Source organism: Pseudomonas sp. GW821-FHT03C07, assembly GCF_059420925.1.
Genome location: NZ_JBWKUQ010000007.1, coordinates 265,568 through 292,493, shown reverse-complemented (window position 1 = coordinate 292,493; position 26,926 = coordinate 265,568). Strand labels below are relative to the sequence as shown.

Genomic DNA, 26,926 nt, shown 5'->3' with positions numbered 1-26,926 from the left:
GTCATGACTGTTCCTTGATCTGAATCGCGGCCAAAAGCGGTCAATATAGGTCAGCAGAGCTGACCTCTCAAGCTGATTGACTGCTTCATTCTGTAACACCGGCAGATAGTATCGTCACTCAGTGCTCAATCACGGTGAAGCGCTAGGTCCGACTGCGCAACCACTGCATGAACCCGCGTTTTTCCGCCGGCTTGGGCACTTCGCGGGTGAAGTTCTGCACCGCGCTCAAGCGCCGGTCGAGCAGGTTTTTCATGGCCTCGCCGATGTCGTGCCGGGCTTCCAGACACGGCTTGAGGTACTCGTTTTCAATGCGGTACAACACGCAGTCGGTCTTGGCGGTGAAATCCGCCACCACCGCCTTGTCGGCCAGCACCCCGGCCTCGCCGATCACCTCGCCCGGTCCCATGCGCCCGGCCTCCATCGGCACGCCGCCGCGCAACAGCGTCACCGAGACCACCCCCGACTCGATGATGAACAGATGATCGCTGACCTCGCCCCGCGCCATGATCTCGCTGCCAGCACGGAACGTCTGCGCCTGCATGTTCTCGCTGAACGTGTCCTTCTCCTCCGAACGCAAGGTGGAGAAAATCGAAGAGCTTTCCAACAAGCGTCGCGGCCGCGATAAATTCACCGGGAGCGTACTCTCCCCGCTGGACAGCAGGCTCACACCCGACGCGCGCAGGTGTCGGAATGCCAGGTCGTAGAGCTGATTGCGCACTTCACGCTTCTCGCCCATGGACACCACAAAACCGCTGATTTCATATTCAGCACCCTCGGCGCTGGAGCTTTTCAGCGTCACGCAAGGCGCCGGGGTCGGCAGCAAGGCACGACAGCCGAGCATCGCGCGCTCCAGGGCATCGATCACCACCTGGGGCCGGGAATGCGGACTGACCTGCACGCTGATGGACAGGCCATGCATATCGCTGGGGCGGCTGAAGTTGACGATCTTGGCCTTGGCCGCGAGGGAGTTGGGCACCACCGCCATGCTGCCCTGGGAGGTCTGCAAGCGGGTGGCGCGCCAATCGATATCGATAACCCGGCCTTCGGTGCCATCGATGGACACCCAATCGTCGACCTGATAAGGCTTGGTCGCATTCAGGACAATCCCGGAAAACACGTCGCTCAACGTGCTCTGCAAGGCCAGGCCGACAATGATCGCCAGGGCCCCGGACGTCGCCAGCACCCCCTTGACCGGCAGGTCGAGCACATAGGCCGCCGCCGCGACAATGGCGATCAGGAAGATGATCGCCCCGAGCACATCCTGCACCAACCGCCCGGCATGCCCGACCCGCTGCATCATCACCGTGCCGAGCAGGACCGTCAGGCTCCGCGCGCCGAACAACCACCAGCCAATCTGCAAGCCGGTGGCCGCCAGGTGCCGGGGGATGTCATCCGGCCAGGGCGCGGTCTGCAACGGGTTCATGCCTTCGTTGAACAGCAGCAGGCTGAACAGCGAGAACACCGTCAGGCGCACCGCCAGTTTCCAGGTGTCGCTTTTGCTGCCCATCAGGTGCCACAACAACAAATCGACCACGATCAGCAGAAAAGCGCAGGACAAGGGATGTTCAGACAACAGGTCAAGCATCGAGCCACTCCATGAAAAAAACCGTCGGCGCGGCGAAGATCGCACAGAACGGCGTCATGGAGTTATAGCTTTATATTCGTGGCGGCGGAGCGGCCCTCGGGGAACCAGGACCGCTTGACCACGTCAGTCGTGCATCTGCCCGAAACGACCCGCCTGGAAGTCAGCAAAGGCCTGCTGGATCTCGGCTTCGCTGTTCATCACAAAGGGGCCGTGGCCGACAATCGGCTCGTCGATCGGCTCGCCGCTGAGCAGCAATACCATCGCATCGATATCGGCGTGCAACGACACTTCTCGACCGCTCCGCTCGAACACGACCAACTGCCCCGGTTGCGCCAATTGCTCGCCATTGACCCGCACGCTGCCGCGCAGGACTACCAGTACCGTGCTGCGACCTTCATGCAGGTCCAGCGCCAGGGTTTTCCCGCCGGCCAGGCGGATATCCCACACATCCATCGGCGTGAAAGTCCGCGCCGGCCCCTGCTGGCCGTCGAACTCGCCGGCGATCAGGCGCAGGCTACCGGCCTGGTCCTTGAGGGCGATCCGCGGAATATCGCGGTCGAGAATGCCCTGGTAACCGGCCGCCGCCGACTTGTCCCGGGCCGGCAGGTTGACCCACAACTGAACCATTTCCAGCCGCCCGCCGCGCTTGGCGAAGGCTTCGGAATGAAACTCCTCGTGGATGATCCCCGCGGCGGCGGTCATCCATTGCACGTCGCCCGGGCCGATCACGCCGCCGGCCCCGGTGGAGTCGCGGTGCTCCACTTCACCGTCATAGACGATAGTCACGGTTTCAAACCCGCGATGAGGGTGCTGACCGACACCACGGCGCTGCGTGGTCGGGGTGAAATCGGCCGGTCCCGCGTGGTCCAGCATCAGGAACGGGCTGATGTGCTGGCCCAGGTTGTCATAGGAAAACAGCGTGCGCACCGGAAAGCCGTCGCCGACCCAATGACCCCTGGGGCTGGTGTAGAGACCAAGAATCTTTTTCATGGGTACCTCCATCAATATAAGGCACAGCTTAGATTCAACCGATATTTGGCGCTAGACGGCGAAAAACAGCTTCATCGTTCTACTGTCAGGACGACCCTCCACGAATCCGCGGGATGCTGGATTAATTTATATTTCGGACATAATATGGATTTAAATATTACGCCCGTAATTTTTTAACTAATCAGGAGCCGCCCATGCAGACCCCCAACCGCGACGTCACCCTGGCCCAATGGATCGCCGAGGAGCAGGCCATGCGCGAGCGCCTGCAAGGCCCTGGCAGCCTGACCCTGGCCGAGGTCAGCCAACTGACCCCGGCGGAGTTCTTCAACGGCATCGGTAGCGGCGAACTGCCCTCGCCGCCGATCGGCAGCTTGCTGGACTTTATCCCCATCGAATGGTCCGAGGGGCGCTTCGTCTTCCAGGGCACCCCGGACACCCGCCACTACAACCCGCTGGGCAGCGTCCATGGCGGCTATGCCGCGACCTTGCTCGACTCGTGCATGGGCTGCGCCATCCATACGCGCCTGCAAAAAGGCCAGGGCTATACCACCCTGGACCTGCGTATCAGCTATGTCCGGGCCCTGACCGGCAGCAGCGGACCGATCCGCGCCGAGGGCACGATCGTCCACCTCGGGCGCTCCACCGCACTGGCCGAAGGGCGGATCTATGACGTCGATGGCCGGCTTTATGCCACCGGTTCCACCACCTGCATGATCCTTCAACCGCGCGGCTGAGAGATCACCGCCCCTCCCTGTAGGAGCCAGCTTACTGGCGATAGCGCTCTTGAGGACACCATCGCTGCGGCGCGGCGTCCCGACAAGCCAGCTCCAAGGTGAGGTGACGTCCAATTAAATTACAGTCATCATTCAATACAGCAGGAGTTTCGCCATGACCTCCATCGTGATCGCCGGTTACGCCCGGTCCCCCTTCCAGTTCGCGAAAAAAGGCGCGCTGACCGATATCCGCCCCGACGACCTCGCCGCCCAGGTGCTGCGCGGCCTGGTGGATAAACTCGATGTCGATCCCGCCGACCTTGAAGATCTGGTCATGGGTTGCGCCTACCCGGAAGCCGAGCAAGGCATGAATATCGCCCGCATCGCCAGTTTCCGCGCCGGCTTCCCCGACAGCCTCGGCGGCGCGACGATCAACCGCTTCTGCGGCTCGTCCATGAGCGCCGTGCACTACGCCGCCGGGCAGATCCTGCTGGGAGCCGGCGACGCCTTCCTCTGCGCCGGGGTGGAATCCATGACCCGGGTGCCCATGGGCGGTTTCAATATCTCGCCGAACCCGACGCTGATGCGCGACCACCCCGAGGTGTACATGCCCATGGGCTACACCGCCGAAGAAGTTGCGCGCCGTTATGGCATCGGCCGGGCCGAGCAGGAAAGCCTGGCGGTCGAGTCCCATGCCAAGGCTACCCAGGCTCGCGAACTGGGCCACCTGGCCGAGGAAATCATCGCCATCCAGACGCCGAATGGCTGGGTCAACGAAGATGGCTGCATTCGCCCGGGCACCAGCCTCGAAGGCCTCGGCGGATTGAAACCGGCGTTCGACGGCAGCGTCACCGCCGGTACCGCCTCGCCCTTGACCGATGGCAGCGCCGCCGTGCTGGTGTGCAGCGAAACCTTCGCCCGCGAGCGGGGCTTGCCGATCCTGGCACGGATCAAGGCCGTCGCGGTGGCCGGTTGCGCCCCGGAGATCATGGGCATGGGCCCGGTCCACGCGACCCGCAAGGTGCTGCAACGGGCCGGCTTGCAGATCGGCGATATCGACCTGGTGGAAATCAACGAAGCCTTTGCCAGCCAGTCCCTGGCCTGCCTGCGTGAACTCGATCTGGACCGTGGCCGGATCAATCTCGACGGCGGCGCCCTGGCCATCGGTCATCCCCTCGGGGCCACCGGCGCGCGTATTACCGGCAAGGCCGCCGCACTGCTGCGGCGCACCGGCGGGCGCTATGCCATTGCCACGCAATGCATTGCCGGCGGCCAGGGTATAGCGACACTGCTTGAGGCCGTAGAGTCCTGAACTAACGGGGCACCGCCTCAGATCAACTGGTTGCGCTTGGCGAACTCCGCCAGCGCCACCACCGATTTCAGATTGAGCTTGTCGATCAGGCGGGTCTTGTAGGTGCTGACCGTCTTGTCGCTGAGCAACATCAGTTCGCTGATGTCCTTGTTCTTCATCCCCCGGGCGAGGTAGCGCAGGATGCTCAGTTCGCGGTTGCTCAGACTGTCGATCAGCACCGGTTCCGAAACGCTGGCGCCTTGGCCTTGAGCGTGCCCTTCCAGACGCGGAAAGAAGCTCTTGTTGAGCATGACCGCCTGGATCGCCAGGCGCAGTTCGATCAATTCGGCGGTCTTGGAGATATAACCCATGGCGCCGGCGCGCATGCAGCGCTCGGAGTAGAACTCCGGCGCCTGTTCGGTGAGCACCACCAGCTTGCTCGGCAGGTGCAGGTCGGTGAGCCGTTTGATCGCCTCCAGGCCATCGAGCCGGGGGATATTGAGGTCCATGACAATCAGCTCCGGCGACAACTCCCGCGCAAATTGCACCGCATCGACGCCATTATCGGCCTCGGCGACGACCTTGAACCCCTCCTTTTCCAGCAAGACCTTGATGGCCATGCGAATGAACGGGTGATCGTCAACTATCAGGGCTGTGCGCATTACAAATCCTCAAGAAGTACGCCAGCCACTGCTTGAGACGGGAACGTGCTTGCATCGAAAAAAATGGAGGGAAATAGCGAAATACAGTATAGGAAAACTCTCAATTTCTGCTGTGGCTGGGCGGTGGGCAGGCGGCCATTTCGGCCTGTGGCTGTCATGTTCAGGGTATGAGGGCTGAACAAGGTCGGCCACTTTAGCGGGAGGTCTCAGGAGCATCTGTAGGGAAAATCCCAAGATACTCGTCGCTTCCAGGAAGCTTGCACTTGTCGCGCAGCGTAGGGCTCCGGCTGGGCGGTGCCCGCGAAGGTGTCGTCAGTCGGTGGTACTTGGGCTCCAGAACGCCTGCTGCACCATGCTCGAGGTCGACAGCCGCGCCACCAGCGCATCGAGTTCGTCGCCGTCCACCGAGGTGATCGCCAGGGTCGCTTCGATTTCCACTTCCTCGTCGCCGAAAGGCCGCACCTCGACGTCGCTGGCCGGGTAGTTGCTGCGCTCCAGCTCCTTTTCCAGCAACGACAGTACGGTCTTCTGCTGAGCCCGCCGGACGATCAGGTAGATGTCAGCGCGCGCCGCTCAGTTGGCCTCCCACTGACGCATCCGCATGCGAGCTTGTTTCATGGCATTGACGATGTGTTTTTCCACCAGGCTGCGGGAAATGCCCAGACGCTCGGCGCCCTGACCACCTACAAATTCCCCCGTCTCTGGGTAAGGCCCTCCCGAGGTCCACTCTGGGAATTGAACCGTCGCACCAGTGGCCCTGTGCGCTGTGGGATTTTATCCAGAACTACATGGATGCCCGCAACCCGCTACCCGATCTACCGCGCTACGAGGAATACCGCCACCTCGACCCCACCACCGCCGATTACGACCGCCTCTACGCCCGCCCGCCACGCCTGTGGATCGACATGGGCGACGAGCTGTTCAAGGCCTACGTCCAGGACATGCTGATTCGCATCGACAACATCACCACCCTGCAACGCCCCAACCGAATGGCCCGTCATGTGGAGTATGTCGATTGAGGCTTGAGCGAGACGTAACGAGTATCAGCACTTGCTCTGGGTCGAGCAGGCGGGAAAATAACAAATTTACCTAAGTCGAATGGGATCAACCTTGATGACCAAAACCCTGTGCCCGCACGCGGATGCGTGCGGGCTTTGTGTTCTGGAAACGCACCAGCACCGCCAGGATTTACACCCGGGCGACGCTTTGCATCAGGCGTTTTTCAGCAGAGAGGCTTCAGACCGCCCGCAACGGCATGGTCAGCTCGACCCGCAGCCCGTCGGGACGGCTGTCGAAGTGCAGCACGCAGCCGCAACGCTGGACTATGGCGTTGACAATCGCCAGCCCCAGACCGCAACCGCTGCTCGTGCTGTTCCGCCAGAAGCGCTGGGTCAGGTGTTGCAGATCGTCCGGGGCGATGCCCGGGCCATGGTCGCGCACCTGGAAGCGCACGCGGTTACCGATGGTTTCTATATTCAATTCCACCGGGGCATCGCCCGGGGTGTGACGCAGGGCGTTGTCCAGCAGGTTGCGCAAGGCGGCGATGGACAGGGTCGAGGGCATTTCCAGCGGGGCCGCGGAGAAGTTTTCCGCGAGGTGCAAGGCGATCCGGCCACGGTCGCCATTGGCCGAATCCTGGATTGCCAGGCGCGCCACCTGCTCGGCATTGCACTGCACGCCGTCGTCGAACGACAGGCTGCCCTCGACCCGCGCCAGCAGCAGCAACTGCTCGAGGGTCCGATGCAGGCGGTCGGCACCAGCCTCGGCGTGGGCCAGGGACTGGTCACGGGCCGCGCCTTCGGTCATGCGAGCCACTTGCAGGTGGGTCTTGATCGCGGTCAGCGGGCTGCGCAGTTCGTGGGCGGCATCGCCGGTCAGGCGGCGCTCGCGCTCGATGGTCTTGCCGATGCGCTGGAACAGTTGGTTCTGGGTGTCCAGCAGCGGCTGCAATTCACGGGGCAGCGGCTGTACCTGCAAGGGTTCCAGGGAATCGGCGCTGCGCCGCATCAAGGCGTCGCGCATACGGTTGAGCGGCGCCAGGCCCTGGCCGATCCCCAGCCACAGCAGGCACAGGCACCCCACCAGGGCCACGCCGACCGGCACCGAGGCCGCCAGCAGCACCGAAAGGTTCAACGCCTCGCGCTCCACCTGGCGGTCGGCGGTGGTGATGTGCACATCGCCGCGCACCAGGGTGAAGCTGCGCCAGGGCGCGCCGTCGATCATCTGGTCATGGAAACCGGCGGTCTGGTCGTCCAGGGCCTGCTCCGGGTTATTGTGGCTGCGGGCCAGGATCTCGCCGCGCAGGGAGCTGACCTGGCAGGCCATGCCACCAGGAATATTAAGCTGTTCAGCACTGAAATGCGTACCGTCGCCCTTGCTCGAAATCGGCGGCAGTTGTTCCAGCAACCCGGCGACCATCCGCGCCGAGGCCACCAACCGCTGGTCGAGGGAAAACATCATCTGGTGCCGCAGGTCGCTGAGCATCCAGGTCGCGGCCAGGGCCCAGATCAGGATGAATGCCGCGCCGATGGTCAGGCTCAGGCGCAAACGCAGGCTCATCATGACGCGGCGTCCTCGTTACCCGCCGGGCCCAGTCGATAGCCCAGGCCGCGAACGGTCTCGACGATGCCGTTGCCCAACTTGCGGCGCAGGTGGTGGATATGCACGTTCAAGGCATTACTCTCCAGCTCGTCGCTGAAGCCATAGACGCTGTCTTTCAGTTGCTCGCTGGAGAGGACCCGGCCGCGGTTGTGCAGCAGCGCCTGCAGCAGCGCCTGTTCGCGTCGCGAGAGGTCCACCGGCTGACCGCCGAGCAGGGTCACGCGGCTGCTCGGGTCGTAGCTCAGGGCACCGTGCTCGATCAGGTTGACGCTGCGCCCGGCCACGCGCCGCAGCAGGGTTTGCAGGCGGGCGAAGAGTTCGCGCAGGTCGAAGGGCTTGAGCAGATAGTCGTCGGCACCGGCCTGCAGGCCATCGACCCGGTCGGTGACCGAGTCGCGCGCCGTAAGGATCAGCACCGGTATCTCCAGGCCCTTCTGACGCAGTTGCGCCAACAGTTTCAGGCCGTCTTCATCGGGCAGGCCAAGGTCAAGTACCATCACATCGAATTCCGCGGCGCGCAACATGGCCCGCGCGGCCGCGGCGCTGGCGACATGCTCGACGGTCATGCCCTGGGCGGTCAGACCGGCCTTGATGCCGCTGGCGATCAGCTCGTCGTCTTCGCAAACCAGTACGTGCATGGGGATACCTGCGCAAATGTGTCGATTGGAACGCAAATGGATTAAGCGGCGATTATGCCGCCAATACCCGCAGAATAGTTAGTCGCCGGGAGCGGCGGCGAGGAGGCTCGCGCCCACCGTGAAAACGCCACACAATCTGTAGGCGCCGGCTTGCCGGCGATGAGGCCCTGGAGTCCGGCATTGATCTCAGGGGCGCCATCGCCGGCAAGCCGGCGCCTACAAAAGTCCGTGTACAACCCGGATAAAATCGAGTTAATGATCGGTTAATCGCCTGCTTGCAGGCTTGCCCTACTTGCCACGGTTCTAAGGCTTTTTTATGCGTTGGTTGTTGACCTTTGTTTTTGTCCTTTTCGCAGGCCTGGCCCAAGCCGGTAACGATCCGTTCGCGGTAAAAAAGCCGGATTTCCTGCCCGTCGACAAGGCGTTTACCTTCAGCGCCGAAACCCTGCCCTCCGGGCAAACCCGGCTGTATTGGCAGATCGCCGACGGTTACTACCTCTATCAGAAACGCCTGAAGCTCGACGGCCTCGACCCGACCCAGCGACCCGCGCTGCCCGAGGGCGAGCACCACAGCGACGAGTTCTTCGGCGACCAGCAGGTCTATCGCAGCGAGCTCGAACTGCTGATCCCGGCCGGCGCCAGTGGCAAGGTCAGCGTGGGCTGGCAAGGCTGCGCCGACGCCGGCCTGTGCTACCCGCCGCAAAGCCAGGTTGTCGAGCTGGCCGGTAAAGCCACGGCCGCAACAGCTCAGGGCCAAGGCCCGGCGCAAGATCAATCCCTGGCCGCCAACCTGCAGCACAACACCCTGGGCTGGAGCCTGCTGGCTTTCTTCGGCCTCGGCCTGCTACTGGCCTTCACTCCATGCATGCTGCCGATGCTGCCGATCCTCGCCGGCCTGGTGGTGGGCAGTGGCGCCAGGCCACGGCGTGGTTTAGCCCTGGCCGGCAGCTATGTGATCTGCATGGCGCTGGTGTATGCCGCGCTGGGTATGCTTGCGGCCCTGCTCGGCGGCAACTTGCAAGCGTTGCTGCAACAACCCTGGCTGTTGGGCAGTTTCGCCGCGCTGTTCGTGGTGCTGGCCCTGCCGATGTTCGGTTTCTTCGAACTGCAATTGCCGGCGGCCCTGCGTGATCGCCTGCAACATGCCGGCAGCGGCCGGCGCGGCGGCAGCCTGGTGGGGGCCGGGGTGCTCGGCGCGCTCTCCGGCCTGCTGGTGGGTCCGTGCATGACCGCCCCCCTGGCCGGCGCCCTGCTCTATATCGCCAAGAGCGGCAACATCGTCGAAGGCGGCCTGGTGCTGTTCACCATGGGCATCGGCATGGGCTTGCCGCTGCTGCTGTTGGTGACCGTGGGCAACCGGTTCCTGCCCAAGCCGGGGTCCTGGATGGATCGGGTCAAGGCGGTGTTCGGCTTCCTGTTCCTCGGCACCGCCGTGCTGATGATCCGCCCGGTGGTCAGCGAGTCACTGTGGATCGGCCTGTGGGGCGCGTTGCTGCTGATCGTCGCCTGCTCCTGCGTCTGGCAACAGACCCGGCAGCCAGGCCCCACTGCCCTGCTGAGCACCTGTGCCGGGGTCCTGTTCGGCCTCTGGGGTTCGCTGCTGGTGGTCGGGGCGGCGGGTGGCAGCACCGAGCTGTGGCAACCGTTGCACGTCTATACCGGGGCGGTCGCGGTCAACGGTGCGAGCGCAGCCCACGATGCCTTTGCCACCATCAATGACCCGGCCGTCCTGCAGCGTGAACTGGACACGGCCAAGGCCCGGGGCCAATGGGTGCTGGTGGACTACTACGCCGACTGGTGTGTGTCCTGCAAGATCATGGAGAAACAGGTGTTCGCCCAGGCCGAGGTGCAGGCAGCCCTGGGCGATGTACGGCTGCTGCGCCTGGATGTGACCAACGACAACGCCGCCAGCCGCGAACTGCTCGGCCGTTATGAAGTGCCAGGGCCACCAACCCTGCTGTGGCTCGCACCGGACGGCCAGGAACGTCGGGGCAGCCGGATGACCGGCGAAGTCGACGCCAAGGCTTTTCTCCAGAACTGGAACAGCACACGGAATGCTCGCTGATGCTCACCCTGACCCTCGGTACCTTCGCCCTGTCGATCAACCACCTGCTGTTGCTGCTCGCCCTCGCCCTGGCGACGCTGGTGGGCTGGTGGGTGGCGAAAAGGGGCGGGGAAAACCCGGAGTCGGTGCTGTTCGGACTGTTCATGCTGGCCATGCTCATGGCGCGGATCAGCTTCGTGATCGCCTACTGGGCGTACTTTCGCGACGACCCGTTGCAGATGCTCGACATCCGCGACGGCGGTTTCCTCGCCTGGCCGGGGTTGCTGACGCTGTTGCTGGGCGCCGTATTTTTCTGCTGGCGGCGTCCGGCCCTGCGCCGGCCACTGGGTTTCGGTCTGGGCAGCGGCTTGGCGCTCTGGCTGCTCGCCAGCCTGTCGATGACCCTCTACGAACAAGGCACGCACCTGCCGGAAATCACCCTGCGCAATGCCCAGGGCCAGGAGGTGCAATTGAGCAGCTACCAGGGTGGCCCGCTGGTGATCAACCTCTGGGCCACCTGGTGCCCGCCATGCCGGCGGGAAATGCCGGTGCTGCAAAAAGCCCAGCATGAACGCCAGGACGTGACCTTCCTGTTCGTCAACCAGGCCGAAAGCATGCAGAGCGTCAGCACCTTCCTGATGACCCAGGGCCTGAACCTGAACAACGTGCTGTTCGACGGCAGCGGCAAGCTGGCCCAGAGCGTCGGCTCCATGGCCCTGCCCACCACCCTTTTGTACAACGCCGAAGGCCGCCTGCTCGACACTCACCTGGGCGAGTTGTCCGAGGCCAGCCTGGCCCGGGCCCTGGAAAACTTCGCTCCGCCCAAATCCACTTCGGCCGTACCGGCCACAGCAAGGAAACCGCTATGCCCTTCAACCGCCACCTGCTGAACCTGAGCCTGAGCACCGCACTGGGCGCGTTGCTGCTGCAAGCGCCTGTGTTGCAGGCCGAAGAACTGCCCGCGCCGCTCAAGAGCATCGAAGCCAAGGGCGCGAAAATCGTCGGTAGCTTCGACGCGCCGGGAGGCCTGCGCGGGTATGCCGCCCAGTACCAGAACCGGGGCATGGCGCTGTACCTGACCGCCGATGGCAAAAACGTGATCGCCGGCAACCTGTATGACGCCGACGGCAACGACCTGAGCCAGGCACCGTTGCACAAGCTGGTGTATGCGCCGATGGCCAAGCAGGTCTGGGGGCAGATGGAGAAGAGCAACTGGATCGAGGACGGCAAGAAGGAGGCACCGCGCACCGTCTATCTGTTCAGTGATCCGAACTGCCCGTACTGCAATATGTTCTGGGAACAGGCGCGGCCGTGGGTCGAGTCCGGCAAGGTGCAATTGCGCCACATCATGGTCGGGATTATCCGCGAGGACAGCGCGGCCAAGGCGGCCGCGCTGTTTACCGCCAAGGACCCGCAACTGGCCTTGCATGACCATGAAAAAGCCGGCAAGGGCAGCAAGCTCAAGCCGCTGGCGACGATTCCGGCGGATATCCAGGCCAAGCTCGATGCCAACATGAAGCTGATGGAAGACCTGGAACTGTCGGCTACACCGGCGATTTTCTATCTCGATGAAAATGGCGACCTGCAGCAGCAACAGGGCGCGCCGTCACCGGACAAGCTGCTGAAGATTCTCGGGCCGAAGTGATTCGCGCACAGGCATCGGCGAGCCGAGCCTGACGCCATTTTTTGCACCGAAACACCGTACCTGTAGGAGCCGGCTTGCCGGCGATAAGCCCCCTGAGTTCGGCATTGATCTCCAGGCGTCATCGCTGGCAAGCCAGCTAGGGGGTTATTGACCCGCCACCGGAGCCGCCACCGGCATCACCGTGATGCGATAGGGCTGGAAAATTTTCAGCAGTTCGCCGTTGTCGTGCAGGCGCTGCAACAGTTTGCCGAAGGCCTCGCTGCTGATGGGCGCCTGCGGACGCAGGATCGCGTAGTGGTGATAGACCTGATCGATACGCTCGGAGATCAACAGTTCCTTGGCCACATCCGGGTTGCGGATCAGGTAATCGGACAGGTAGGAACGGGTTACCAGAGCGATATCGGCCCGCCCGCGCAGCACCATCAGCAGGTTGGCATCATGGGAGTAGGTCAGGGTGGCGTTGTAGGTGTCGGCGAGGAACTTGGGCTCGGCGTTGAAGTTGGCGAACTCATAGTGATAACCGCTGAACAGGGCCAGGCGCTTGCCCTTGAGATCGGCAAAATAGCTTTCGTCGCGGCCCGGCTCGCGCTCGGCGACAAACACCTCGGCATCCTCCAGGCCCATGTCCACCGCGGTGTGCGGGATCTCCTGCCAACCCCAGGCCGGATTCTCGAAAATCGCCATGTCAGTCCGGCCCTGCTGCAGATCGCCGAAGCGGCGCGGAATCGAGGTCGGCACCAGGCTGAATTGGTAGTCGCTCTGCAGCTTGTTCAAAGCCTCGGCCAGTTGCGGCAACAGACCGGTATCAGCACCCTGCTCGGGTCGGATGGTGTAGGGCGGGAAATGCGCGGCGCCGATTCGAACCAGTTGGGCCGCCGAAACCGGCAGGACCACCAGCGCCGAGAGCGCCAACAACAGGATCAGGGAAACCGTGCGCGCTGGCAGGACGTTCAAAGGCACACACCTCAGGAGAAAAATCGTTACATCAAACTAGGCGGTTTTCCCAACTTAGACAACTTTCCGCCCGTTAATTAATGACTTGCGCAGCAATCTCATGAGTCTTTGAGAATCAACATCAACGCCTCTTCGGCCAGTTGATCCAGCGTCAGGCTGCCCTGGGGGCGAAACCAGGTGGTGGTCCAGGACAAGGCGCCGGTCAGGAAGCGCCGGGTGATAAACACGTCGCCCTTGATATAGCCGGCATCGTGGGCTTCGCCCAGCACCTGGAGCCAGATCTGCTCGTAGAGATCGCGCAACGCCAGGACCTTGGCCTGCCCTTGCTCGGACAATGAGCGCCATTCATAGACCAGCACCGCCATGGCTTCACCAGTGCCCCCCATGATCGACTGCAACTCACAGCGGATCAGCGCCAGCACCCGTTCGCGCAGGCTGCCGGCTTCGGCCAGCGACGCGCGCATCAGGGCGGTGTTATAGACAATAGTCTCCTCCATCACCGCACGCAGGATTTCATCCTTGCTTTTGAAGTGATGGAACAGGCTGCCGGACTGAATGCCGATGGCACTGGCCAGATCGCGCACCGTGGTGCGGTCGAAACCCTTGTTGCGAAACAGATGGGCCGCGGTCTGCAGCAGCTTGCCGCGGGCACTGTCCGGATCGGTCAGTTGCCCGGCGCTGACCAGGTCGCGCATGACGCGCTGGGCTTGTTGCTCGTTCACGGCTTTTTCCTCATGACTCTGCTGCATCCCACCTCCCTGCCCACTGTAGAAGGGTGGTTGCGCGCAATTTAAGCCCACAAGGACAGCCAAGCAAGCGCTTGGGGTAAACCGACCGACGGGACTTACAAACCGCCCAGGTGTTTTTCGACAACGTGCCGGTCCCCCAGCGCAACCGCATCGGCCAGGAAGGCGTGGGCTTCATGATGCAGATGTTGCAGTTCCAGGAGGAGCGGCTGTTCGGCGCGGCAAACATGATCAAGGGGCTGGAGGTGATGAAAATCGAGCATCCACTCAAGGCCGGGGTGGCTGGCGTGGTCCGGCGGCTACGGGTTGTCCACGGCGATCAGGTAAAAAACCGCCAGATCCTGCTGGAAGTCGAATAAGCCGCTAGGCGGATCAAGCGCCTTTGGCTACGCTTGTGTCCGACTAGGATGCTGTATTCGGAGCTTGAGATGCCCCACTGGCTGGTGATTGATCTGGAAGCCACAACGGATGATGGGGGCTGGCCGGTGGCCGAGATGGAAATCATCGAAATCGGCGCCACCCTGGTCAACCGTGAAGGCCGCGAGCTGGACCACTTCCAGCGTTTTGTCAGGCCGCTGCGCCGACCGTTGTTGACCCTGTTCTGCCGCGAACTGACCCATATCAGCCAGGCCCAGATCGACAGTGCCGCGCCACTGGGCGAGGTCTGGCCGCTGTTCGAACGCTGGTTGGGCCGGCATCAGGCCCAGCTGGAAGGCTGGGCCAGTTGGGGCGACTACGACCGCCGGCAGTTGGAGCAGGACTGGCGGCAACTGGGCTTGTCCAGCGCCCTGGGCCAGGTGCCGCATATCAACCTCAAGCAGCGCTTCGCCAAGGCGCGGCGCCTGGAACGGCCGCTGGGCCTGAACGGCGCCTTGCAACTGGCCGGGTTGCAATTCAACGGTCAGCAGCACCGGGCGCTGGAGGATGCACGCAACACCGCGCGCCTGCTGCCGTTGAGCCTGCCGAACTAAACACACCTTCCCGGTGGGAGCACTTGTGGGAGCACTTGTGGGAGCACTTGTGGGAGCACTTGTGGGAGCACTTGTGGGAGCGGAGCTTGCCCGCGAAAGGGCCCTCAAGACCGCCAAGAGCTTCGCGGGCAAGCTCCGCTCCCACAGGGCCCCCGTCGCTGACGAAATCTGCAACACCTTTTTCAACAGGTGACGAGGCAAAACGCCTTGGGCATACTGATCGGCCAAATTTTTCAGCTCATTTCGAGGAATCGCCCATGTTTAAAGTCAACGAGTACTTCGACGGCACCGTCAAGTCGATTGCCTTCGCACAAGCCGAAGGCGCCGCCACCATCGGCGTGATGGCCGCGGGCGAATACGAGTTCGGTACCGCCCAGCGCGAGATCATGCACGTGATCTCCGGCTCCCTGACCGTCAAACTGCCCGACAGCAACACCTGGGAAACCTTCGAAACCGGCAGCCAGTTCAACGTGCCGGCCAACAGCAAGTTCCAACTGAAAGTCGCCGTGGACACAGCTTACCTGTGCGAATACCGCTGAAACCGGGCGATATGACACCAGAACGGCGCCTGCGGGCGCCGTTTTTTATGGAGTGCTACTTGGTCGGTTACTTAGACGGTTACTGGGTCGGTCAAGCTTCAGTCGCCGCGTCCCCCGGGACGAATTCCGCGCCCCGCGCATTGAACTGCAACGCCGCCAACCGCGCATACAGCGGGTTGCTCGCGATCAACTCGGCGTGGGTACCAATCGCCACCAGCTTGCCCTGATCCATCACCGCGATCCGGTCGGCGTTCTGCACCGTGGCCAGGCGGTGGGCGATCACCAGGGTGGTGCGGCCCTGCATCAGGCTTGGCAGCGCTTCCTGGATCAAGTGTTCGCTCTGGGCATCGAGGGCGCTGGTGGCTTCGTCCAGCAGCAGGATCGGCGCGTCCACCAACAACGCCCGGGCAATCGCCAGGCGTTGTCGCTGGCCGCCGGACAGCCCCAGGCCGCCATCCCCCAGGTGCGTGCGGTAGCCATCGGGCATTTGCTCGATAAACTCGTGGGCATGGGCGATACGCGCCGCCGCGTGGACCTGGGCGTCGCTGGCCGCCGGGTTGCCATAGCGGATATTTTCCTCGACGCTGCCGAAAAACAGCGCCGGGCTTTGCGAAACCAGCGCAAAACAGCGGCGCAGGTCCTGCGGGTCCAGTTCGGTCAAGGCCTGGCCGTCGAGCAGCAGGCGTCCCTGTTGTGGGTCGTAGAAGCGCAGCAACAGGTCGAACACGGTGGACTTACCCGCCCCCGACGGGCCGACCAGGGCCAGGGTTTCCCCGGCCCTGACCGTCAGGTTCAGACCGTCGATGGCATGGCTGTCCGGGCGCGAGGGGTAGCTGAAGCGCAGATTCTCCAGCACCAGGTTACCGCTGACCCGTTCGGCCAACTTCACCCCACCACCGACCGGCGCGGTAATTTCATTGCTCGACTGCAATAGCTCGCCGATCCGCTCCCCCGCCCCGGCCGCCCGCTGCAACTCACCGATCACCTCGCTGAGGGTACCGAAGGCGCTGCCGACAATCAGGCTGTAGAAGACAAAAGCCGCCAGTTCGCCACCGGAAATCTTCCCGGCCATCACATCCATGCCACCGACCCAGAGCATCACCGCCACCGCGCCCAGCACCAGGACGATCACCAGGGTAATCAGCCAGGCCCGTTGCACAATGCGCTTGCGGGCTGTCTCAAAGGCCTGCTCGACGGTCACGGCAAAGCGCTGTTGGTCCTGAACCTGATGGTTGTAGGCCTGCACGGTCTTGATCTGACCAAGGGTTTCGCTGACGTAGCTACCAACATCGGCAATCCGATCCTGGCTCAGGCGCGACAGGCCGCGCACCCGGCGGCCGAAGATCAGGATCGGCGCCAGCACCAGCGGCAGGGCGACCACCACTATGCTGGTGAGCTTGGGGTTGGTGATAAACAGCAGCACCACCCCGCCAATGACCATCAAGGCATTACGCAGAAACAGTGAGAGCGACGAGCCGATCACCGATTGCAACAGCGTGGTGTCGGCGGTCAGGCGCGACTGGATCTCCGAACTGCGGTTGTTCTCGTAGAACCCCGGATGCAGGTAGATCAGGTGGTTGAACACCTGCCGGCGAATATCCGCCACCACCCGCTCGCCGATCCAGGACACCAGGTAGAAGCGCGCGAAGGTGCCCACCGCCAGGCCCAGGACCAGCAGCATGAACAAGCCGATGGACTGGTTGAGCAACTGCGGCGACTGGGTCATCAAACCCTTGTCCACCAGCAGACGGATGCCCTGGCCCATGGATAGGGTGATGCCGGCGGTGACGATCAGCGCTACCAGGGCACCAAGCGCCTGCCAGCGATAAGGGGCGACAAAACGACTGGCCAGGCGAATGGCGCGGCGATGGCGTGCAGAGAGCATTGGCAAGGAATCCGTTAGGCGATGAGGACAGAGCCTACACCGAACCGGGAAGGAACTTGTGCAAAACGCAATCAATCGGATTAATTATGACCGTGCATGCTAATCCCTAGAAAGTATTGGTCTAAAGCCTCTCTGGCGGTGACGAACGGTTTCTGTTGCACTGATGCCGTCGCCTTGCTTGTGCCTGTTGTAACAGGCTGGTCATGCGACGCTTATAATCTCTAAATGAACCTGATGACGAAACCTGCGCGAGGAGACAGGCCATGGACTTGCAAAACAGCAGCAACCAGATTCCGGTGATTCGTCCCTGCCCCCAGAAGTTGGGGTGCGCGATTATCGACGCCCAGGGTCGTGAAGTACCGATCACCGAAGAAATGATCCAGAACGCCTGCCGCGAACTGGAACAGCGCTTGGTCAAGCCTGCCGAGCAAGACTGACAGCCCGAACTCCCCCTTGACCCGGCCTTGTTGCCGGGTTTTTTCTGCCTGGGTGATGCGCGCCTACGGGGACCGAGGCAACAGGGTACTTTGCGGTGATACGCAGACTTGTGGGAGCCGGCTTGCCGGCGATGGTGGCCTCACTGACGATGCTTGCCTCAAGGACCTCATCGCCGGCAAGCCGGCTCCTACGAAGAGCAGCGGTATTTCACCTACACCAGCACAGCCCCCAGGGCCAGCACCAGCTTGCGCAGCACTTCATCGTCGCCGTTGATCTTCACCGGCAAGCCTTCGATTTCCCGACGTTCGGGGTAGTTTTTGCGCAGCAGGTCGAACGCGACTTTCTGCTCGGCCACGCTGCCGGTCAGGCTGCGGCGCAAATCCGCATCGTCACGCCGCGGGTCGTAGACACCACGACAGATCATCGCCATCGCCCAGGCCGGGTCGCTGCCGGCATTGAGAGTGACCTGCGCCAACCAGGGCTCGGGCAACAAATCCTCGAGACGGACCTCGGCGGTCTGTCCCAGGAAGGCGCAGAACGCCTGGTAGATCTGCGCGGTCCCGCGTTGCTTGCCGTCGAGGCTGTAACCGGCGATATGCGGCGAGCCCAGCACGCACAAATCGGCCAGGGCGACATCCACTTGCGGTTCCGCCTCCCAGACATCCAGCACCGCCTGCAGGTCGTCACGGGCCAGCAGCACTTCGCGCAGAGCGGCGTTATCTACCACCGGGCCCCGCGCGGCATTGATCAGCCAGGTGCCGGGCTTGAGCTGCTCCAGGCGCTGGCGATCCAGCAAGTGCCAGGTGGGCTGCGCGCCCGTGCGGGTCAAGGGCGTGTGCAGGCTGATCACATCGCACTGCTCGATGATCTGCTCGAGGCTGACATAGTCGCCCCCCTCGGCCGCCTGACGCGGCGGGTCGCAGACCAGGACCTTCCAGCCCAGCCCCCGCAGGACCTTGATCAGCCGCCCGCCGACTTCACCCGCGCCGATCACCCCATAGGTGCGCGCAGTCAGGTCGGCGCCTTCGATTTCCGCCAGGGTCAGCAGGCTACCCAGCACATAATCGACCACCCCGCGGGCATTGCAACCGGGGGCGCTGGACCAGTGAATACCGGCCTGTTCAAAGTAGTCCAGGTCCAGGTGATCGGTGCCGATGGTGCAGGTACCGACGAAGCGTACCGGGCTGCCTTCGAGCAACTCGCGGCTGACCTGGGTCACCGAACGCACCAGCAAGACATCCGCCTCGGCCACCGCCGCCCGGTCGATGCCACGGCCCGGCAAACGGCGGATCTCGCCGAAACCGGCAAAGAAGGCATCGATCAAAGGGATATTTTCGTCGGCAACAATCAGCATGGCAGGCTCCTTGGGCAAGGGCGCAGTGTAGGCGCAGTCAGCGTCCGAGAGCCAGCCAAGCATCAACCCGCTGCACCTTCCTGTGAGCAGGACCTTACAAAGTGTCTACAATCGGGCATTTCCTGACCCTTGCGTCAACAGGTAGAATCGGCGGTTTTTCGCGTCATACCTGGATACCTCATCGGTGAACAGCCTCACTGCAACACCTGACAGCCCACCCCTGAGTCGCCCGGCCCGGGTCCGCCTGGAACTGCGCAACCTGCTGGGCCTGGCCCTGCCGATCATCATTGCCCAGCTGGCGCATACCGCCATGGGCTTCGTTGACGCGGTGATGGCCGGCCGGGTCAGCCCGCGCGATCTGGCGGCGGTGGCGCTGGGCAACTCGATCTGGGTGCCGGTGTTCCTGCTGATGACCGGCATCCTGTTGGCAACCACGCCCAAGGTCGCCCAGCGTTATGGTGCCGGAACCCCCGCCGAGATCGGCCCACTGGTGCGCCAGGCCCTGTGGCTGGCTCTGGTGGTGGGCCTGGCGGCAGGCGTGATCCTCTACAACGCCGAGCCAGTCCTGCACCTGATGAAGGTCGACCCCGAACTGATCGGCCCGTGCATGGACTACCTGCGCGGCATCGGCAGCGGCCTGCCGACAGTGGCGCTCTATCACGTGCTGCGTTGCTGCAGCGACGGCATGGGCCGCACCCGCCCGAGCATGGTCCTGGGCCTCTGTGGGCTGGCACTGAATATTCCACTGAACTACGTGTTCATCTATGGGCACCTCGGCGTGCCGGCCATGGGCGGACCCGGCTGCGGCTGGGCCACGGCGATCGTGATGTGGTGCATGCTGTTCGGCATGGCCGGCTGGGTACGCTGGGCCAAGGTCTATCGACCGAGCCAGTTGTTCAGTCATTTCGACTGGCCGCAGTGGGCGGTGATCAAACGTCTGCTGGACATCGGCCTGCCCATCGGCATCGCGGTGTTCGCCGAGGCCAGTATCTTCTCGGTGATCGCCCTGCTGATCGGCAGCCTCGGCGCCACGGTGGTGGCCGGGCACCAGATCGCCCTGAACATCAGTTCGCTGGTATTCATGATCCCCTATTCCCTGAGCATGGCCATCACCGTACGGGTCGGCCAGGCCCTGGGCCGCGAGCAACCCCGTGAAGCGCGCTTCACCGCTGGGGTTGGAGTGGCCACGGCGCTGGCCTATGGCTGTATGTCGGCGAGCCTGATGCTGCTGTTCCGTGAGCACCTGGCGACCGTCTACACCCATGATCCGCGGGTGATCCAGGTGGCGACCATGCTGATCGTGTATTCGGCGCTGTTCCAGATATCGGACGTGATCCAGGTCACGGCAGCCGGGGCGTTACGCGGCTACCAGGACACCCGGGTGACCATGCTCCTGACGCTGTTCGCCTATTGGGGTATCGGTTTGCCGGTGGGCTACGCCCTCGGCCTGACCGACTGGCTGGGCGCGCCCAGTGGTCCGAGCGGGCTGTGGCAGGGTTTGATCGTGGGGTTATCGTGCGCAGCAGTGATGCTCTCGATCCGCCTGGTGCGCAGTGCGCGCAGGCGGATCCGGATGCATTCGGCGCGGTCTCTGTAATTGGATGGGCTTGCCCGCGAAGGGGCCCTCAAGGCCGCCAAGAGCTTCGCGGGCAAGCTCCGCTCCCACAACAAGCGCTTCGCGTTCCTAATCGAGCTTCTTGCGAATCCAGTACAGGTAGGTACCGGCCTCTTCGCGCTGTTCCACCAGTTCGTGATCAAGGAACACGCAGAACTTGGGAATATCGCGACGGGTCGACGGGTCGGTGGCGATTACCTTGAGCAGGCCACCCGGCGGCAGATCGCGAATGTGCTGGTGCAACATCATCACCGGCTCCGGGCAATTGAGCCCGGTGGCGTCGAGGGTGCCGTCAACGGCGGGGTCGTGGGGTTGGGTCATGCTTCACTCCTGAAACCAGGCCGGCATTATCTAGCTTTTTTCACATCCAGTCGACGCAGGTGGCAGGTCACTTCCTCACGGTCGTGGTACAGCTGCTTGCATCCGATGGCCACCCTGATCCCACGAGCCTTGAAGCCCTCTTCGATACGCTCGAGCAAACGCCGGACTTCGGCGTAGCGCTGCTTCATCGGCAATTTGAGGTTGACCACCGCCTCGCGGCAATGCCCCTCGCCGATCCAGGTTTCCAGCAAGGCGGCGTTACGCGCCGGTTTCTCGACGATATCGCAGACCATCCAGTCCACCGGCTGTTTCGGCTTGAAGGTGAAACCGTCGGCCATCAGGTGCTGGACCAGGCCGGTATCCATCAGGCTTTCGGCCATGGGGCCGTTGTCGATGGCGGTCACCAGCATGCCCCGGTTGACCAGTTGCCAGGTCCAACCACCGGGCGCGGCACCGAGGTCGACGCCGGTCATGTCGCCGTGCAGGCGTTCGTCCCACTGGTCGCGGGGGATAAAGTGGTGCCAGGCCTCTTCCAGCTTGAGGGTCGAGCGGCTCGGCGCGCTCCGGGGGAACTTGAGCCGGGGAATGCCCATCGGCCACATCGCCGAATTGTCCGCCTCGGCCAGGCCGAGGAAAACTTCCCGACCACTCTTGAAGGTCAGTAGCAACCGCGGCTTGTACGCGTCCTCCTGCAGCTTGCCGGCCTGGGTCAGGGCCTTGCGCAGCGGACCTTCGAACTTCTTGCAGAAGTTCGACAGTTCCTTGCCGTCGTTGGTATCGACCACTTCCAGCCAGAGGCTGCCAACGGTCGGCCACGCCGCCAGCTCAGCGAGGATCACGCTGATGCGATCGGTTTCCGGCAGGTCGATAAAACGTCCACGTGCCCATTGCCGGGGAAAAATCAGTTCGGCGAAACGCAAGCCGGCCATCAACCGGCGCGCGCCGTCGTCATCGCTGCAGACGAATTCGGCGCAGGCGCTGTTGGTCTTGGCCTTGGCATAGCCCGGGACGTCCAGGCGCGCGGCGTGCTCGGAAATCTCCGAGCAGACTTCGCCTTCGAAGCCGGGCCGGCAATGCATAAAGAGGGTGTTCATTGGATAACTCCTGGGTCGCCGCTGTGGCGAGGGGGCTTGTCGGAATGCCCCCTCACCACAAACCGGCGCATCATAGCCGAGTTCGGAACCTTGGACCTGCCCATAGAGTCCAGTAATTAGCCAGTTTTCCCAATCGGAGCTAGGTTTAAGGCTCTGTTCGTTCCACCCGGCCCGTGCCGTGCGGGCCTCAAGGAGTCATTTCATGTCTTCCCTCGATAGCCTGAAAACCCTTAAAACCCTGAAGGTAGGCGCCAAGACCTATCACTACTTCAGTCTCCCGGAGGCCGCCAAGTCCCTCGGCAACCTGGACAAGTTGCCGATGTCGCTCAAGGTCCTGCTGGAAAACCTGCTGCGCTGGGAAGACGGCAAGACCGTCACCGGCGCCGACCTCAAGGCCATCGCCGCCTGGCTCAAGACCCGCAGCTCCGACCGGGAAATCCAGTACCGCCCGGCCCGGGTGCTGATGCAGGACTTTACCGGGGTGCCGGCGGTGGTCGACCTGGCCGCCATGCGCGCCGCCGTGGCCAAGGCCGGCGGCGATCCGCAGCGGATCAACCCGCTCTCCCCCGTCGACCTGGTGATCGACCATTCGGTGATGGTCGACAAATTCGCCACTGCGGCGGCTTTCGGCCAGAACGTCGATATCGAAATGCAGCGCAACGGCGAACGCTACGCCTTCCTGCGCTGGGGCCAGAGCGCCTTCGACAATTTCAGCGTGGTGCCGCCGGGTACCGGGATCTGCCACCAGGTCAACCTCGAGTACCTCGGCCGTACCGTCTGGACCAAGGATGAGGACGGCCACACCTACGCCTTCCCCGATACCCTGGTCGGCACCGACTCCCACACCACCATGATCAATGGCCTCGGCGTGCTCGGCTGGGGTGTCGGTGGCATCGAGGCGGAAGCGGCGATGCTCGGCCAGCCAGTGTCGATGCTGATTCCCGAGGTGATCGGCTTCAAGCTCACCGGCAAGCTCAAGGAAGGCATCACCGCCACCGATCTGGTGCTGACCGTGACCCAGATGCTGCGCAAGAAAGGCGTGGTCGGCAAATTTGTCGAGTTCTACGGCGACGGCCTGGCCGAACTGCCCCTGGCGGACCGCGCGACCATCGCCAACATGGCTCCGGAATACGGCGCCACCTGTGGTTTTTTCCCGGTGGACGAGGTGACGCTGGATTACCTGCGCCTGTCCGGCCGGCCGAGCGAAACCGTGCAACTGGTGGAAGCCTACAGCAAGGTCCAGGGCCTGTGGCGGCTGCCGGGCCATGAACCGGCCTTCAGCGACAGCCTGGCCCTGGACATGGCCAGTGTCGCCGCCAGCCTGGCCGGGCCCAAGCGCCCGCAGGACCGGGTATCGCTGCCGGACGTCGCGCAAGCCTTCAGCGACTTCATGGCGCTGCAATTCAAACCGGCGCACAAGGACGAAAGCCGGCTGGAAAGCGAAGGCGGCGGCGGTGTCGCGGTGGGCAATGCGGATATGGTCGGAGAGGCCGACTATAACTACGAGGGCCAGACCTACCGGCTGAAGAATGGCGCCGTGGTCATCGCCGCTATCACCTCCTGCACCAACACCTCCAACCCCAGCGTGATGATGGCCGCCGGCCTGGTGGCGAAAAAAGCCGTGGAAAAAGGCCTCAAACGCAAACCCTGGGTCAAGAGTTCCCTGGCCCCCGGCTCCAAGGTGGTGACCGACTACTACAAGGCCGCCGGCCTGACCCGCTACCTCGACGAACTGGGCTTCGCCCTGGTGGGCTATGGCTGCACCACCTGCATCGGCAACTCCGGGCCGTTGCCCGAGCCGATTGAAAAAGCCATTACCCAGTCCGACCTCACTGTCGCCTCGGTGCTGTCCGGCAACCGCAACTTCGAGGGCCGGGTGCATCCGCTGGTGAAGACCAACTGGCTGGCCTCGCCGCCGCTGGTGGTGGCCTACGCCCTGGCCGGCAGCGTGCGCATCGATATCAGCCGCGAGCCGCTGGGTGAAGACCAGGACGGCAAGCCGGTGTACCTGCGGGATATCTGGCCCAGTCAGAAGGAAATCGCCGACGCGGTGGCCCAGGTCGATACCGCCATGTTCCACAAGGAGTATGCCGAAGTCTTCGCTGGCGACGCGCAGTGGCAGGCGATTGCAGTGCCACAGGCCGCCACCTATGTCTGGCAGAAGGATTCGACCTATATCCAGCATCCACCGTTCTTCGACGATATTGCCGGGCCTCTGCCGGTCATCGAAGATATCCAGGGCGCACGGGTACTGGCCCTGCTCGGCGACTCGGTGACCACCGACCACATCTCCCCCGCCGGCAATATCAAGGCCGACAGCCCGGCCGGCCGTTATCTGCGCGAACAAGGCGTGGAGCCGCGGGACTTCAACTCCTACGGCTCACGTCGCGGCAATCACCAAGTGATGATGCGCGGCACCTTCGCCAATATCCGCATCCGCAATGAAATGCTCGGCGGCGAGGAAGGTGGCAATACTCTCCATGTACCGTCCGGCGAGAAGCTGCCGATCTATGACGCGGCCATGCGCTATCAGCGCGAAGGGACACCACTGGTGGTGATTGCCGGCCAGGAGTACGGCACCGGCTCGAGCCGTGACTGGGCCGCCAAGGGCACCAACCTGCTGGGGGTCAAGGCGGTGATCGCCGAGAGTTTCGAGCGTATCCACCGTTCCAACCTGGTGGGCATGGGCGTGCTGCCGTTGCAGTTCAAGCTCGACCAGAACCGCAAGAGCCTGCAGCTCACCGGCAAGGAAACCTTGAATATCAGCGGGCTGAGCGGCGCCGACCTGCAACCGCGAATGAACCTGACGCTGACCCTGACCCGTGAGGACGGCAGCCAGGAGAAAATCGAGGTGCTGTGCCGGATCGATACCTTGAACGAAGTGGAATACTTCAAGGCCGGGGGGATTCTGCATTATGTCTTGCGGCAGTTGATCGCGTCCTGATCGGCGCACCGCAAGTCGTCTGATAAAGCACCGGCCCCGGCCGGTGCTTTTATGTGGGGGGGACAAGTGTGGTACTCAGGTGCCAATTAAACTCAACGAAATAAGGCGCTACTTTTCGTACACTGCTAGGCTCCAGCCACTGTTGCTGCAAGCCATTCACCTTGAGGTCAAGTCCGCGAACAGTAAGATGCGAGCCGCCCCTCAGTGTTGAAAACCATATTCAATATTTCCCCAACCCTGCCGATATATCGTCAAAGCCTTGCGGATAGAGAAACCATGCGTAATAACCAACCCATAACCCAACGCGAACGCACCTTCCCCGCTCAGCAACGGTTGATTTCCACTACCGACGCCAAAGGCGTGATCACCTACTGCAACGACGCTTTTGTCGAGATCAGTGGCTTTTCCCGCGAAGAACTGATCCGCGCACCGCACAACCTGGTGCGGCACCCGGACGTTCCGGCGGCGGTGTTTGCGCATATGTGGAACACTCTGAAACAAGGCCTGCCATGGATGGGCATTGTCAAGAACCGCTGCAAGACCGGTGACCATTACTGGGTCAACGCCTATGTGACGCCGATTTTCGACGGCAACCAGGTGATCGGCTACGAGTCGGTGCGGGTCAAACCCAGCGCCGAGCAGATCCGCCGCGCCGAGGCGCTGTACCAGCGCATCAACCAGGGCAAGTCGGCCGTGCCGCAGCGCGACAAGTGGCTGCCGGTGCTGCAGGACTGGCTGCCGTTCATCCTGGTCAGCCAGGTCAGCTTCCTGATCGGTGTCTGGCTCAACTCCTACTGGGGCTTCGCCCTCGCCGCGGCGGTCTCGGTACCGCTCGGCCTGTTGGGCCTGGGCTGGCAGCAGCGCGGCCTCAAGCGCCTGTTGCTCCTGGCCGAACAGACCACCTCCGACCCGCTGATCGCGCAAATGTACACCGACAGCCGTGGTGCCCAGGCCCGCCTGGAAATGTCCATCCTCAGCCAGGAAGCACGCCTGAAAACCTGCCTGACGCGCTTGCAGGACACCGCCGAGCACCTGACCAACCAGGCGAAGAAGTCCGACGAACTGGCGCAGAAAAGCTCCACCGGTCTGGATCGTCAGCGCCAGGAAACCGAGCAAGTGGCCACCGCCGTCAATCAGATGGCCGCCACCACCCAGGAAGTCGCCAGCCACGTCCAGCGCACGGCCGATGCCACCCAGGAAGCCAATCGCCTGACCAGTCGCGGCCGCGATATCGCCGGCGAAACCCGCGAGGCCATCGAACGCCTGTCGGTGGTGGTCGGCGAGACCGGCAGCACGGTCACGCAACTGGCCAAGGACAGCGACGAGATCGGCGGCGTGGTCGATGTGATCAAGGGCATTGCCGACCAGACCAACCTGCTGGCCTTGAACGCGGCCATTGAAGCGGCCCGCGCCGGGGAAATGGGTCGTGGTTTCGCGGTGGTCGCCGATGAAGTGCGTCAACTGGCGCAACGCACCAGCGAATCCACCGGCCAGATCCACGCCCTGATCGCCAAGCTGCAACAGACCGCCGGCAACGCCGTGCAAACCATGGACGCCGGCCACCGCCAGGCCCAGGAAGGCGTGGCTCGGGTCATGGAAGCCGACGCGGCGCTGGTGGGGATCAGCGAAGCAGTGGCCAATATCACCGACATGACCACCCAGATCGCCGCCGCCACCGAAGAGCAAAGCTCGGTGGCCGAAGAGATCAGCCGCAATATCAGCACCATCGCGCAACTGGCCGACCAGACCTCGGAACAGGCGCACGACTCGGCGCACTTGAGCGAAGAGCTGACTCGCACGGCCAATACGCAGTATTCATTGGTGGAGCGCTTTAACCGATAATTATTAAAACGTCCTGAAAAACCCGATGATTAATAGTCATCGGGTTTTTTATTA

24 protein-coding genes and 4 pseudogenes are annotated in these 26,926 nt (G+C 63.1%); 15 read left to right on the top strand and 13 right to left on the bottom strand.

What is annotated here, in order from left to right:
- Positions 1-142 precede the first annotated feature (142 nt).
- Positions 143-1,585, bottom strand: a complete 1,443-nt coding sequence (locus tag AC07VG_RS16765; protein WP_495004672.1) for a mechanosensitive ion channel domain-containing protein — start codon at positions 1,583-1,585, stop codon at positions 143-145.
- A 123-nt stretch (positions 1,586-1,708) separates the two neighbouring features.
- A complete protein-coding gene (locus tag AC07VG_RS16760) occupies positions 1,709-2,575 on the bottom strand; it encodes a pirin family protein (protein WP_495021560.1) in 867 nt (288 codons plus the stop codon).
- Positions 2,576-2,769: 194 nt separating this feature from the next.
- Here AC07VG_RS16760 and AC07VG_RS16755 point away from each other — a divergent pair, with 194 nt between their 5' ends.
- Positions 2,770-3,309 carry a PaaI family thioesterase gene (locus AC07VG_RS16755; RefSeq protein ID WP_495021559.1) on the top strand — a complete coding sequence of 180 codons (540 nt, stop codon included), beginning with the start codon at positions 2,770-2,772 and terminating at the stop codon, positions 3,307-3,309.
- A gap of 154 nt (positions 3,310-3,463) precedes the next feature.
- On the top strand, positions 3,464-4,600 hold the full coding sequence (locus AC07VG_RS16750; protein ID WP_495004675.1) for a thiolase family protein: 1,137 nt from the start codon (positions 3,464-3,466) through the stop codon (positions 4,598-4,600).
- Between the two features lie 17 nt (positions 4,601-4,617).
- Here the strand turns inward: AC07VG_RS16750 and AC07VG_RS16745 are convergent, their stop codons facing one another.
- The 3 genes and pseudogenes from AC07VG_RS16745 to AC07VG_RS16735 form a co-directional block, all read right to left on the bottom strand.
- A complete protein-coding gene (locus AC07VG_RS16745) occupies positions 4,618-5,241 on the bottom strand; it encodes a response regulator (RefSeq protein WP_495004676.1) in 624 nt (207 codons plus the stop codon).
- A gap of 312 nt (positions 5,242-5,553) precedes the next feature.
- Positions 5,554-5,799, bottom strand: a pseudogene (locus AC07VG_RS16740) (MgtC/SapB family protein); the annotation flags it as partial.
- Between the two features lie 15 nt (positions 5,800-5,814).
- Positions 5,815-5,919, bottom strand: a pseudogene (locus AC07VG_RS16735) (RNA polymerase subunit sigma); the annotation flags it as partial.
- A gap of 110 nt (positions 5,920-6,029) precedes the next feature.
- Here AC07VG_RS16735 and AC07VG_RS16730 point away from each other — a divergent pair.
- Complete coding sequence (locus AC07VG_RS16730) at positions 6,030-6,260, top strand: hypothetical protein (RefSeq protein WP_495021558.1); 231 nt, start codon at positions 6,030-6,032, stop codon at positions 6,258-6,260.
- Positions 6,261-6,477: 217 nt separating this feature from the next.
- Here AC07VG_RS16730 and AC07VG_RS16725 read toward each other — a convergent pair whose 3' ends face one another.
- Together AC07VG_RS16725 and AC07VG_RS16720 are read right to left on the bottom strand one after the other, a co-directional pair.
- The gene (locus AC07VG_RS16725) at positions 6,478-7,803 is read right to left on the bottom strand and encodes an ATP-binding protein (protein WP_495021557.1); all 1,326 of its coding nucleotides are present in this window, start codon (positions 7,801-7,803) and stop codon (positions 6,478-6,480) included.
- Positions 7,800-8,480, bottom strand: coding sequence for a response regulator (locus AC07VG_RS16720; RefSeq protein ID WP_218224949.1), 681 nt, complete (start codon positions 8,478-8,480; stop codon positions 7,800-7,802). Before AC07VG_RS16720 ends, AC07VG_RS16725 begins: the two co-directional genes overlap by 4 nt.
- A 316-nt stretch (positions 8,481-8,796) precedes the next feature.
- Between AC07VG_RS16720 and dsbD the strand changes: the two genes are divergently transcribed.
- From dsbD to dsbG, 3 genes are read left to right on the top strand one after another with little or no spacing between them, the layout of a single operon-like run.
- Entirely contained in the window at positions 8,797-10,545 is a 1,749-nt protein-coding gene (dsbD, locus tag AC07VG_RS16715; protein WP_495021556.1) for a protein-disulfide reductase DsbD, read from the top strand.
- Complete coding sequence (locus AC07VG_RS16710) at positions 10,545-11,414, top strand: TlpA family protein disulfide reductase (protein ID WP_495004680.1); 870 nt, start codon at positions 10,545-10,547, stop codon at positions 11,412-11,414. Before dsbD ends, AC07VG_RS16710 begins: the two co-directional genes overlap by 1 nt.
- A complete protein-coding gene (gene dsbG / locus AC07VG_RS16705; RefSeq protein ID WP_495004681.1) occupies positions 11,390-12,169 on the top strand; it encodes a thiol:disulfide interchange protein DsbG in 780 nt (259 codons plus the stop codon). The genes AC07VG_RS16710 and dsbG overlap by 25 nt, the downstream gene beginning before the upstream one ends.
- Positions 12,170-12,313: 144 nt before the next feature.
- On the opposite strand, the gene AC07VG_RS16700 is transcribed toward dsbG, so the two are convergent.
- Both AC07VG_RS16700 and AC07VG_RS16695 read right to left on the bottom strand, forming a co-directional pair.
- Positions 12,314-13,123, bottom strand: coding sequence for a substrate-binding periplasmic protein (locus AC07VG_RS16700; RefSeq protein WP_495004682.1), 810 nt, complete (start codon positions 13,121-13,123; stop codon positions 12,314-12,316).
- Between the two features lie 98 nt (positions 13,124-13,221).
- On the bottom strand, positions 13,222-13,845 hold the full coding sequence (locus AC07VG_RS16695) for a TetR/AcrR family transcriptional regulator (protein WP_495004687.1): 624 nt from the start codon (positions 13,843-13,845) through the stop codon (positions 13,222-13,224).
- A 116-nt stretch (positions 13,846-13,961) separates the two neighbouring features.
- Here AC07VG_RS16695 and AC07VG_RS16690 point away from each other — a divergent pair.
- From AC07VG_RS16690 to ppnP, 5 genes and pseudogenes are all read left to right on the top strand, one after another.
- A pseudogene (locus AC07VG_RS16690) lies at positions 13,962-14,114 on the top strand (acyl-CoA dehydrogenase); the annotation flags it as partial.
- Positions 14,109-14,228, top strand: a pseudogene (locus AC07VG_RS16685) (biotin/lipoyl-containing protein); the annotation flags it as partial. The pseudogenes AC07VG_RS16690 and AC07VG_RS16685, both read left to right, overlap by 6 nt.
- 69 nt (positions 14,229-14,297) lie before the next feature.
- A complete protein-coding gene (locus tag AC07VG_RS16680) occupies positions 14,298-14,840 on the top strand; it encodes a 3'-5' exonuclease (protein WP_495004683.1) in 543 nt (180 codons plus the stop codon).
- A 13-nt stretch (positions 14,841-14,853) separates the two neighbouring features.
- Entirely contained in the window at positions 14,854-15,033 is a 180-nt protein-coding gene (locus tag AC07VG_RS16675) for a glycine zipper domain-containing protein (protein ID WP_495021555.1), read from the top strand.
- Positions 15,034-15,097: 64 nt separating this feature from the next.
- Complete coding sequence (gene ppnP, locus AC07VG_RS16670) at positions 15,098-15,379, top strand: pyrimidine/purine nucleoside phosphorylase (RefSeq protein ID WP_495001604.1); 282 nt, start codon at positions 15,098-15,100, stop codon at positions 15,377-15,379.
- 91 nt (positions 15,380-15,470) lie between these two features.
- On the opposite strand, the gene AC07VG_RS16665 is transcribed toward ppnP, so the two are convergent.
- Positions 15,471-17,264, bottom strand: a complete 1,794-nt coding sequence (locus AC07VG_RS16665) for an ABC transporter transmembrane domain-containing protein (protein WP_495021554.1) — start codon at positions 17,262-17,264, stop codon at positions 15,471-15,473.
- A 263-nt stretch (positions 17,265-17,527) separates the two neighbouring features.
- On the opposite strand from AC07VG_RS16665, the gene AC07VG_RS16660 reads away from it, so the two are divergent.
- Positions 17,528-17,701, top strand: coding sequence for a PA1571 family protein (locus tag AC07VG_RS16660; RefSeq protein WP_495001602.1), 174 nt, complete (start codon positions 17,528-17,530; stop codon positions 17,699-17,701).
- Positions 17,702-17,913: 212 nt separating this feature from the next.
- On the opposite strand, the gene pdxB is transcribed toward AC07VG_RS16660, so the two are convergent.
- A complete protein-coding gene (gene pdxB / locus AC07VG_RS16655; RefSeq protein WP_495001601.1) occupies positions 17,914-19,056 on the bottom strand; it encodes a 4-phosphoerythronate dehydrogenase PdxB in 1,143 nt (380 codons plus the stop codon).
- 184 nt (positions 19,057-19,240) lie between these two features.
- On the opposite strand from pdxB, the gene AC07VG_RS16650 reads away from it, so the two are divergent.
- A complete protein-coding gene (locus AC07VG_RS16650) occupies positions 19,241-20,653 on the top strand; it encodes an MATE family efflux transporter (RefSeq protein ID WP_495001600.1) in 1,413 nt (470 codons plus the stop codon).
- A gap of 87 nt (positions 20,654-20,740) precedes the next feature.
- Here the strand turns inward: AC07VG_RS16650 and tusA are convergent, their stop codons facing one another.
- Together tusA and rlmM are read right to left on the bottom strand one after the other, a co-directional pair.
- The gene (gene tusA, locus AC07VG_RS16645; protein WP_248796663.1) at positions 20,741-20,992 is read right to left on the bottom strand and encodes a sulfurtransferase TusA; all 252 of its coding nucleotides are present in this window, start codon (positions 20,990-20,992) and stop codon (positions 20,741-20,743) included.
- A gap of 26 nt (positions 20,993-21,018) precedes the next feature.
- Complete coding sequence (gene rlmM, locus AC07VG_RS16640; RefSeq protein ID WP_495021553.1) at positions 21,019-22,086, bottom strand: 23S rRNA (cytidine(2498)-2'-O)-methyltransferase RlmM; 1,068 nt, start codon at positions 22,084-22,086, stop codon at positions 21,019-21,021.
- 202 nt (positions 22,087-22,288) lie between these two features.
- Between rlmM and acnA the strand changes: the two genes are divergently transcribed.
- Both acnA and AC07VG_RS16630 read left to right on the top strand, forming a co-directional pair.
- Positions 22,289-25,030, top strand: coding sequence for an aconitate hydratase AcnA (gene acnA / locus AC07VG_RS16635; RefSeq protein WP_495021552.1), 2,742 nt, complete (start codon positions 22,289-22,291; stop codon positions 25,028-25,030).
- Positions 25,031-25,306: 276 nt separating this feature from the next.
- On the top strand, positions 25,307-26,872 hold the full coding sequence (locus AC07VG_RS16630) for a methyl-accepting chemotaxis protein (RefSeq protein ID WP_495001597.1): 1,566 nt from the start codon (positions 25,307-25,309) through the stop codon (positions 26,870-26,872).
- Positions 26,873-26,926: the final 54 nt, after the last annotated feature.

Bases quoted from the DNA above. Each gene is read 5' to 3' on its own strand.
- AC07VG_RS16750 (WP_495004675.1), top strand. From the start codon at position 3,464: ATGACCTCCATCGTGATCGCCGGTTACGCCCGGTCCCCCTTCCAGTTC.
- AC07VG_RS16765 (WP_495004672.1), bottom strand. From the start codon at position 1,585: ATGCTTGACCTGTTGTCTGAACATCCCTTGTCCTGCGCTTTTCTGCTG.
- tusA (WP_248796663.1), bottom strand. From the start codon at position 20,992: ATGACCCAACCCCACGACCCCGCCGTTGACGGCACCCTCGACGCCACC.
- AC07VG_RS16730 (WP_495021558.1), top strand. From the start codon at position 6,030: ATGGATGCCCGCAACCCGCTACCCGATCTACCGCGCTACGAGGAATAC.
- dsbG (WP_495004681.1), top strand. From the start codon at position 11,390: ATGCCCTTCAACCGCCACCTGCTGAACCTGAGCCTGAGCACCGCACTG.
- rlmM (WP_495021553.1), bottom strand. From the start codon at position 22,086: ATGAACACCCTCTTTATGCATTGCCGGCCCGGCTTCGAAGGCGAAGTC.
- AC07VG_RS16745 (WP_495004676.1), bottom strand. From the start codon at position 5,241: ATGCGCACAGCCCTGATAGTTGACGATCACCCGTTCATTCGCATGGCC.
- AC07VG_RS16660 (WP_495001602.1), top strand. From the start codon at position 17,528: ATGGACTTGCAAAACAGCAGCAACCAGATTCCGGTGATTCGTCCCTGC.
- AC07VG_RS16665 (WP_495021554.1), bottom strand. From the start codon at position 17,264: ATGCTCTCTGCACGCCATCGCCGCGCCATTCGCCTGGCCAGTCGTTTT.
- ppnP (WP_495001604.1), top strand. From the start codon at position 15,098: ATGTTTAAAGTCAACGAGTACTTCGACGGCACCGTCAAGTCGATTGCC.
- AC07VG_RS16755 (WP_495021559.1), top strand. From the start codon at position 2,770: ATGCAGACCCCCAACCGCGACGTCACCCTGGCCCAATGGATCGCCGAG.
- AC07VG_RS16725 (WP_495021557.1), bottom strand. From the start codon at position 7,803: ATGATGAGCCTGCGTTTGCGCCTGAGCCTGACCATCGGCGCGGCATTC.
- AC07VG_RS16680 (WP_495004683.1), top strand. From the start codon at position 14,298: ATGCCCCACTGGCTGGTGATTGATCTGGAAGCCACAACGGATGATGGG.
- AC07VG_RS16710 (WP_495004680.1), top strand. From the start codon at position 10,545: ATGCTCACCCTGACCCTCGGTACCTTCGCCCTGTCGATCAACCACCTG.
- dsbD (WP_495021556.1), top strand. From the start codon at position 8,797: ATGCGTTGGTTGTTGACCTTTGTTTTTGTCCTTTTCGCAGGCCTGGCC.
- acnA (WP_495021552.1), top strand. From the start codon at position 22,289: ATGTCTTCCCTCGATAGCCTGAAAACCCTTAAAACCCTGAAGGTAGGC.
- AC07VG_RS16630 (WP_495001597.1), top strand. From the start codon at position 25,307: ATGCGTAATAACCAACCCATAACCCAACGCGAACGCACCTTCCCCGCT.
- AC07VG_RS16760 (WP_495021560.1), bottom strand. From the start codon at position 2,575: ATGAAAAAGATTCTTGGTCTCTACACCAGCCCCAGGGGTCATTGGGTC.
- AC07VG_RS16720 (WP_218224949.1), bottom strand. From the start codon at position 8,480: ATGCACGTACTGGTTTGCGAAGACGACGAGCTGATCGCCAGCGGCATC.
- pdxB (WP_495001601.1), bottom strand. From the start codon at position 19,056: ATGCTGATTGTTGCCGACGAAAATATCCCTTTGATCGATGCCTTCTTT.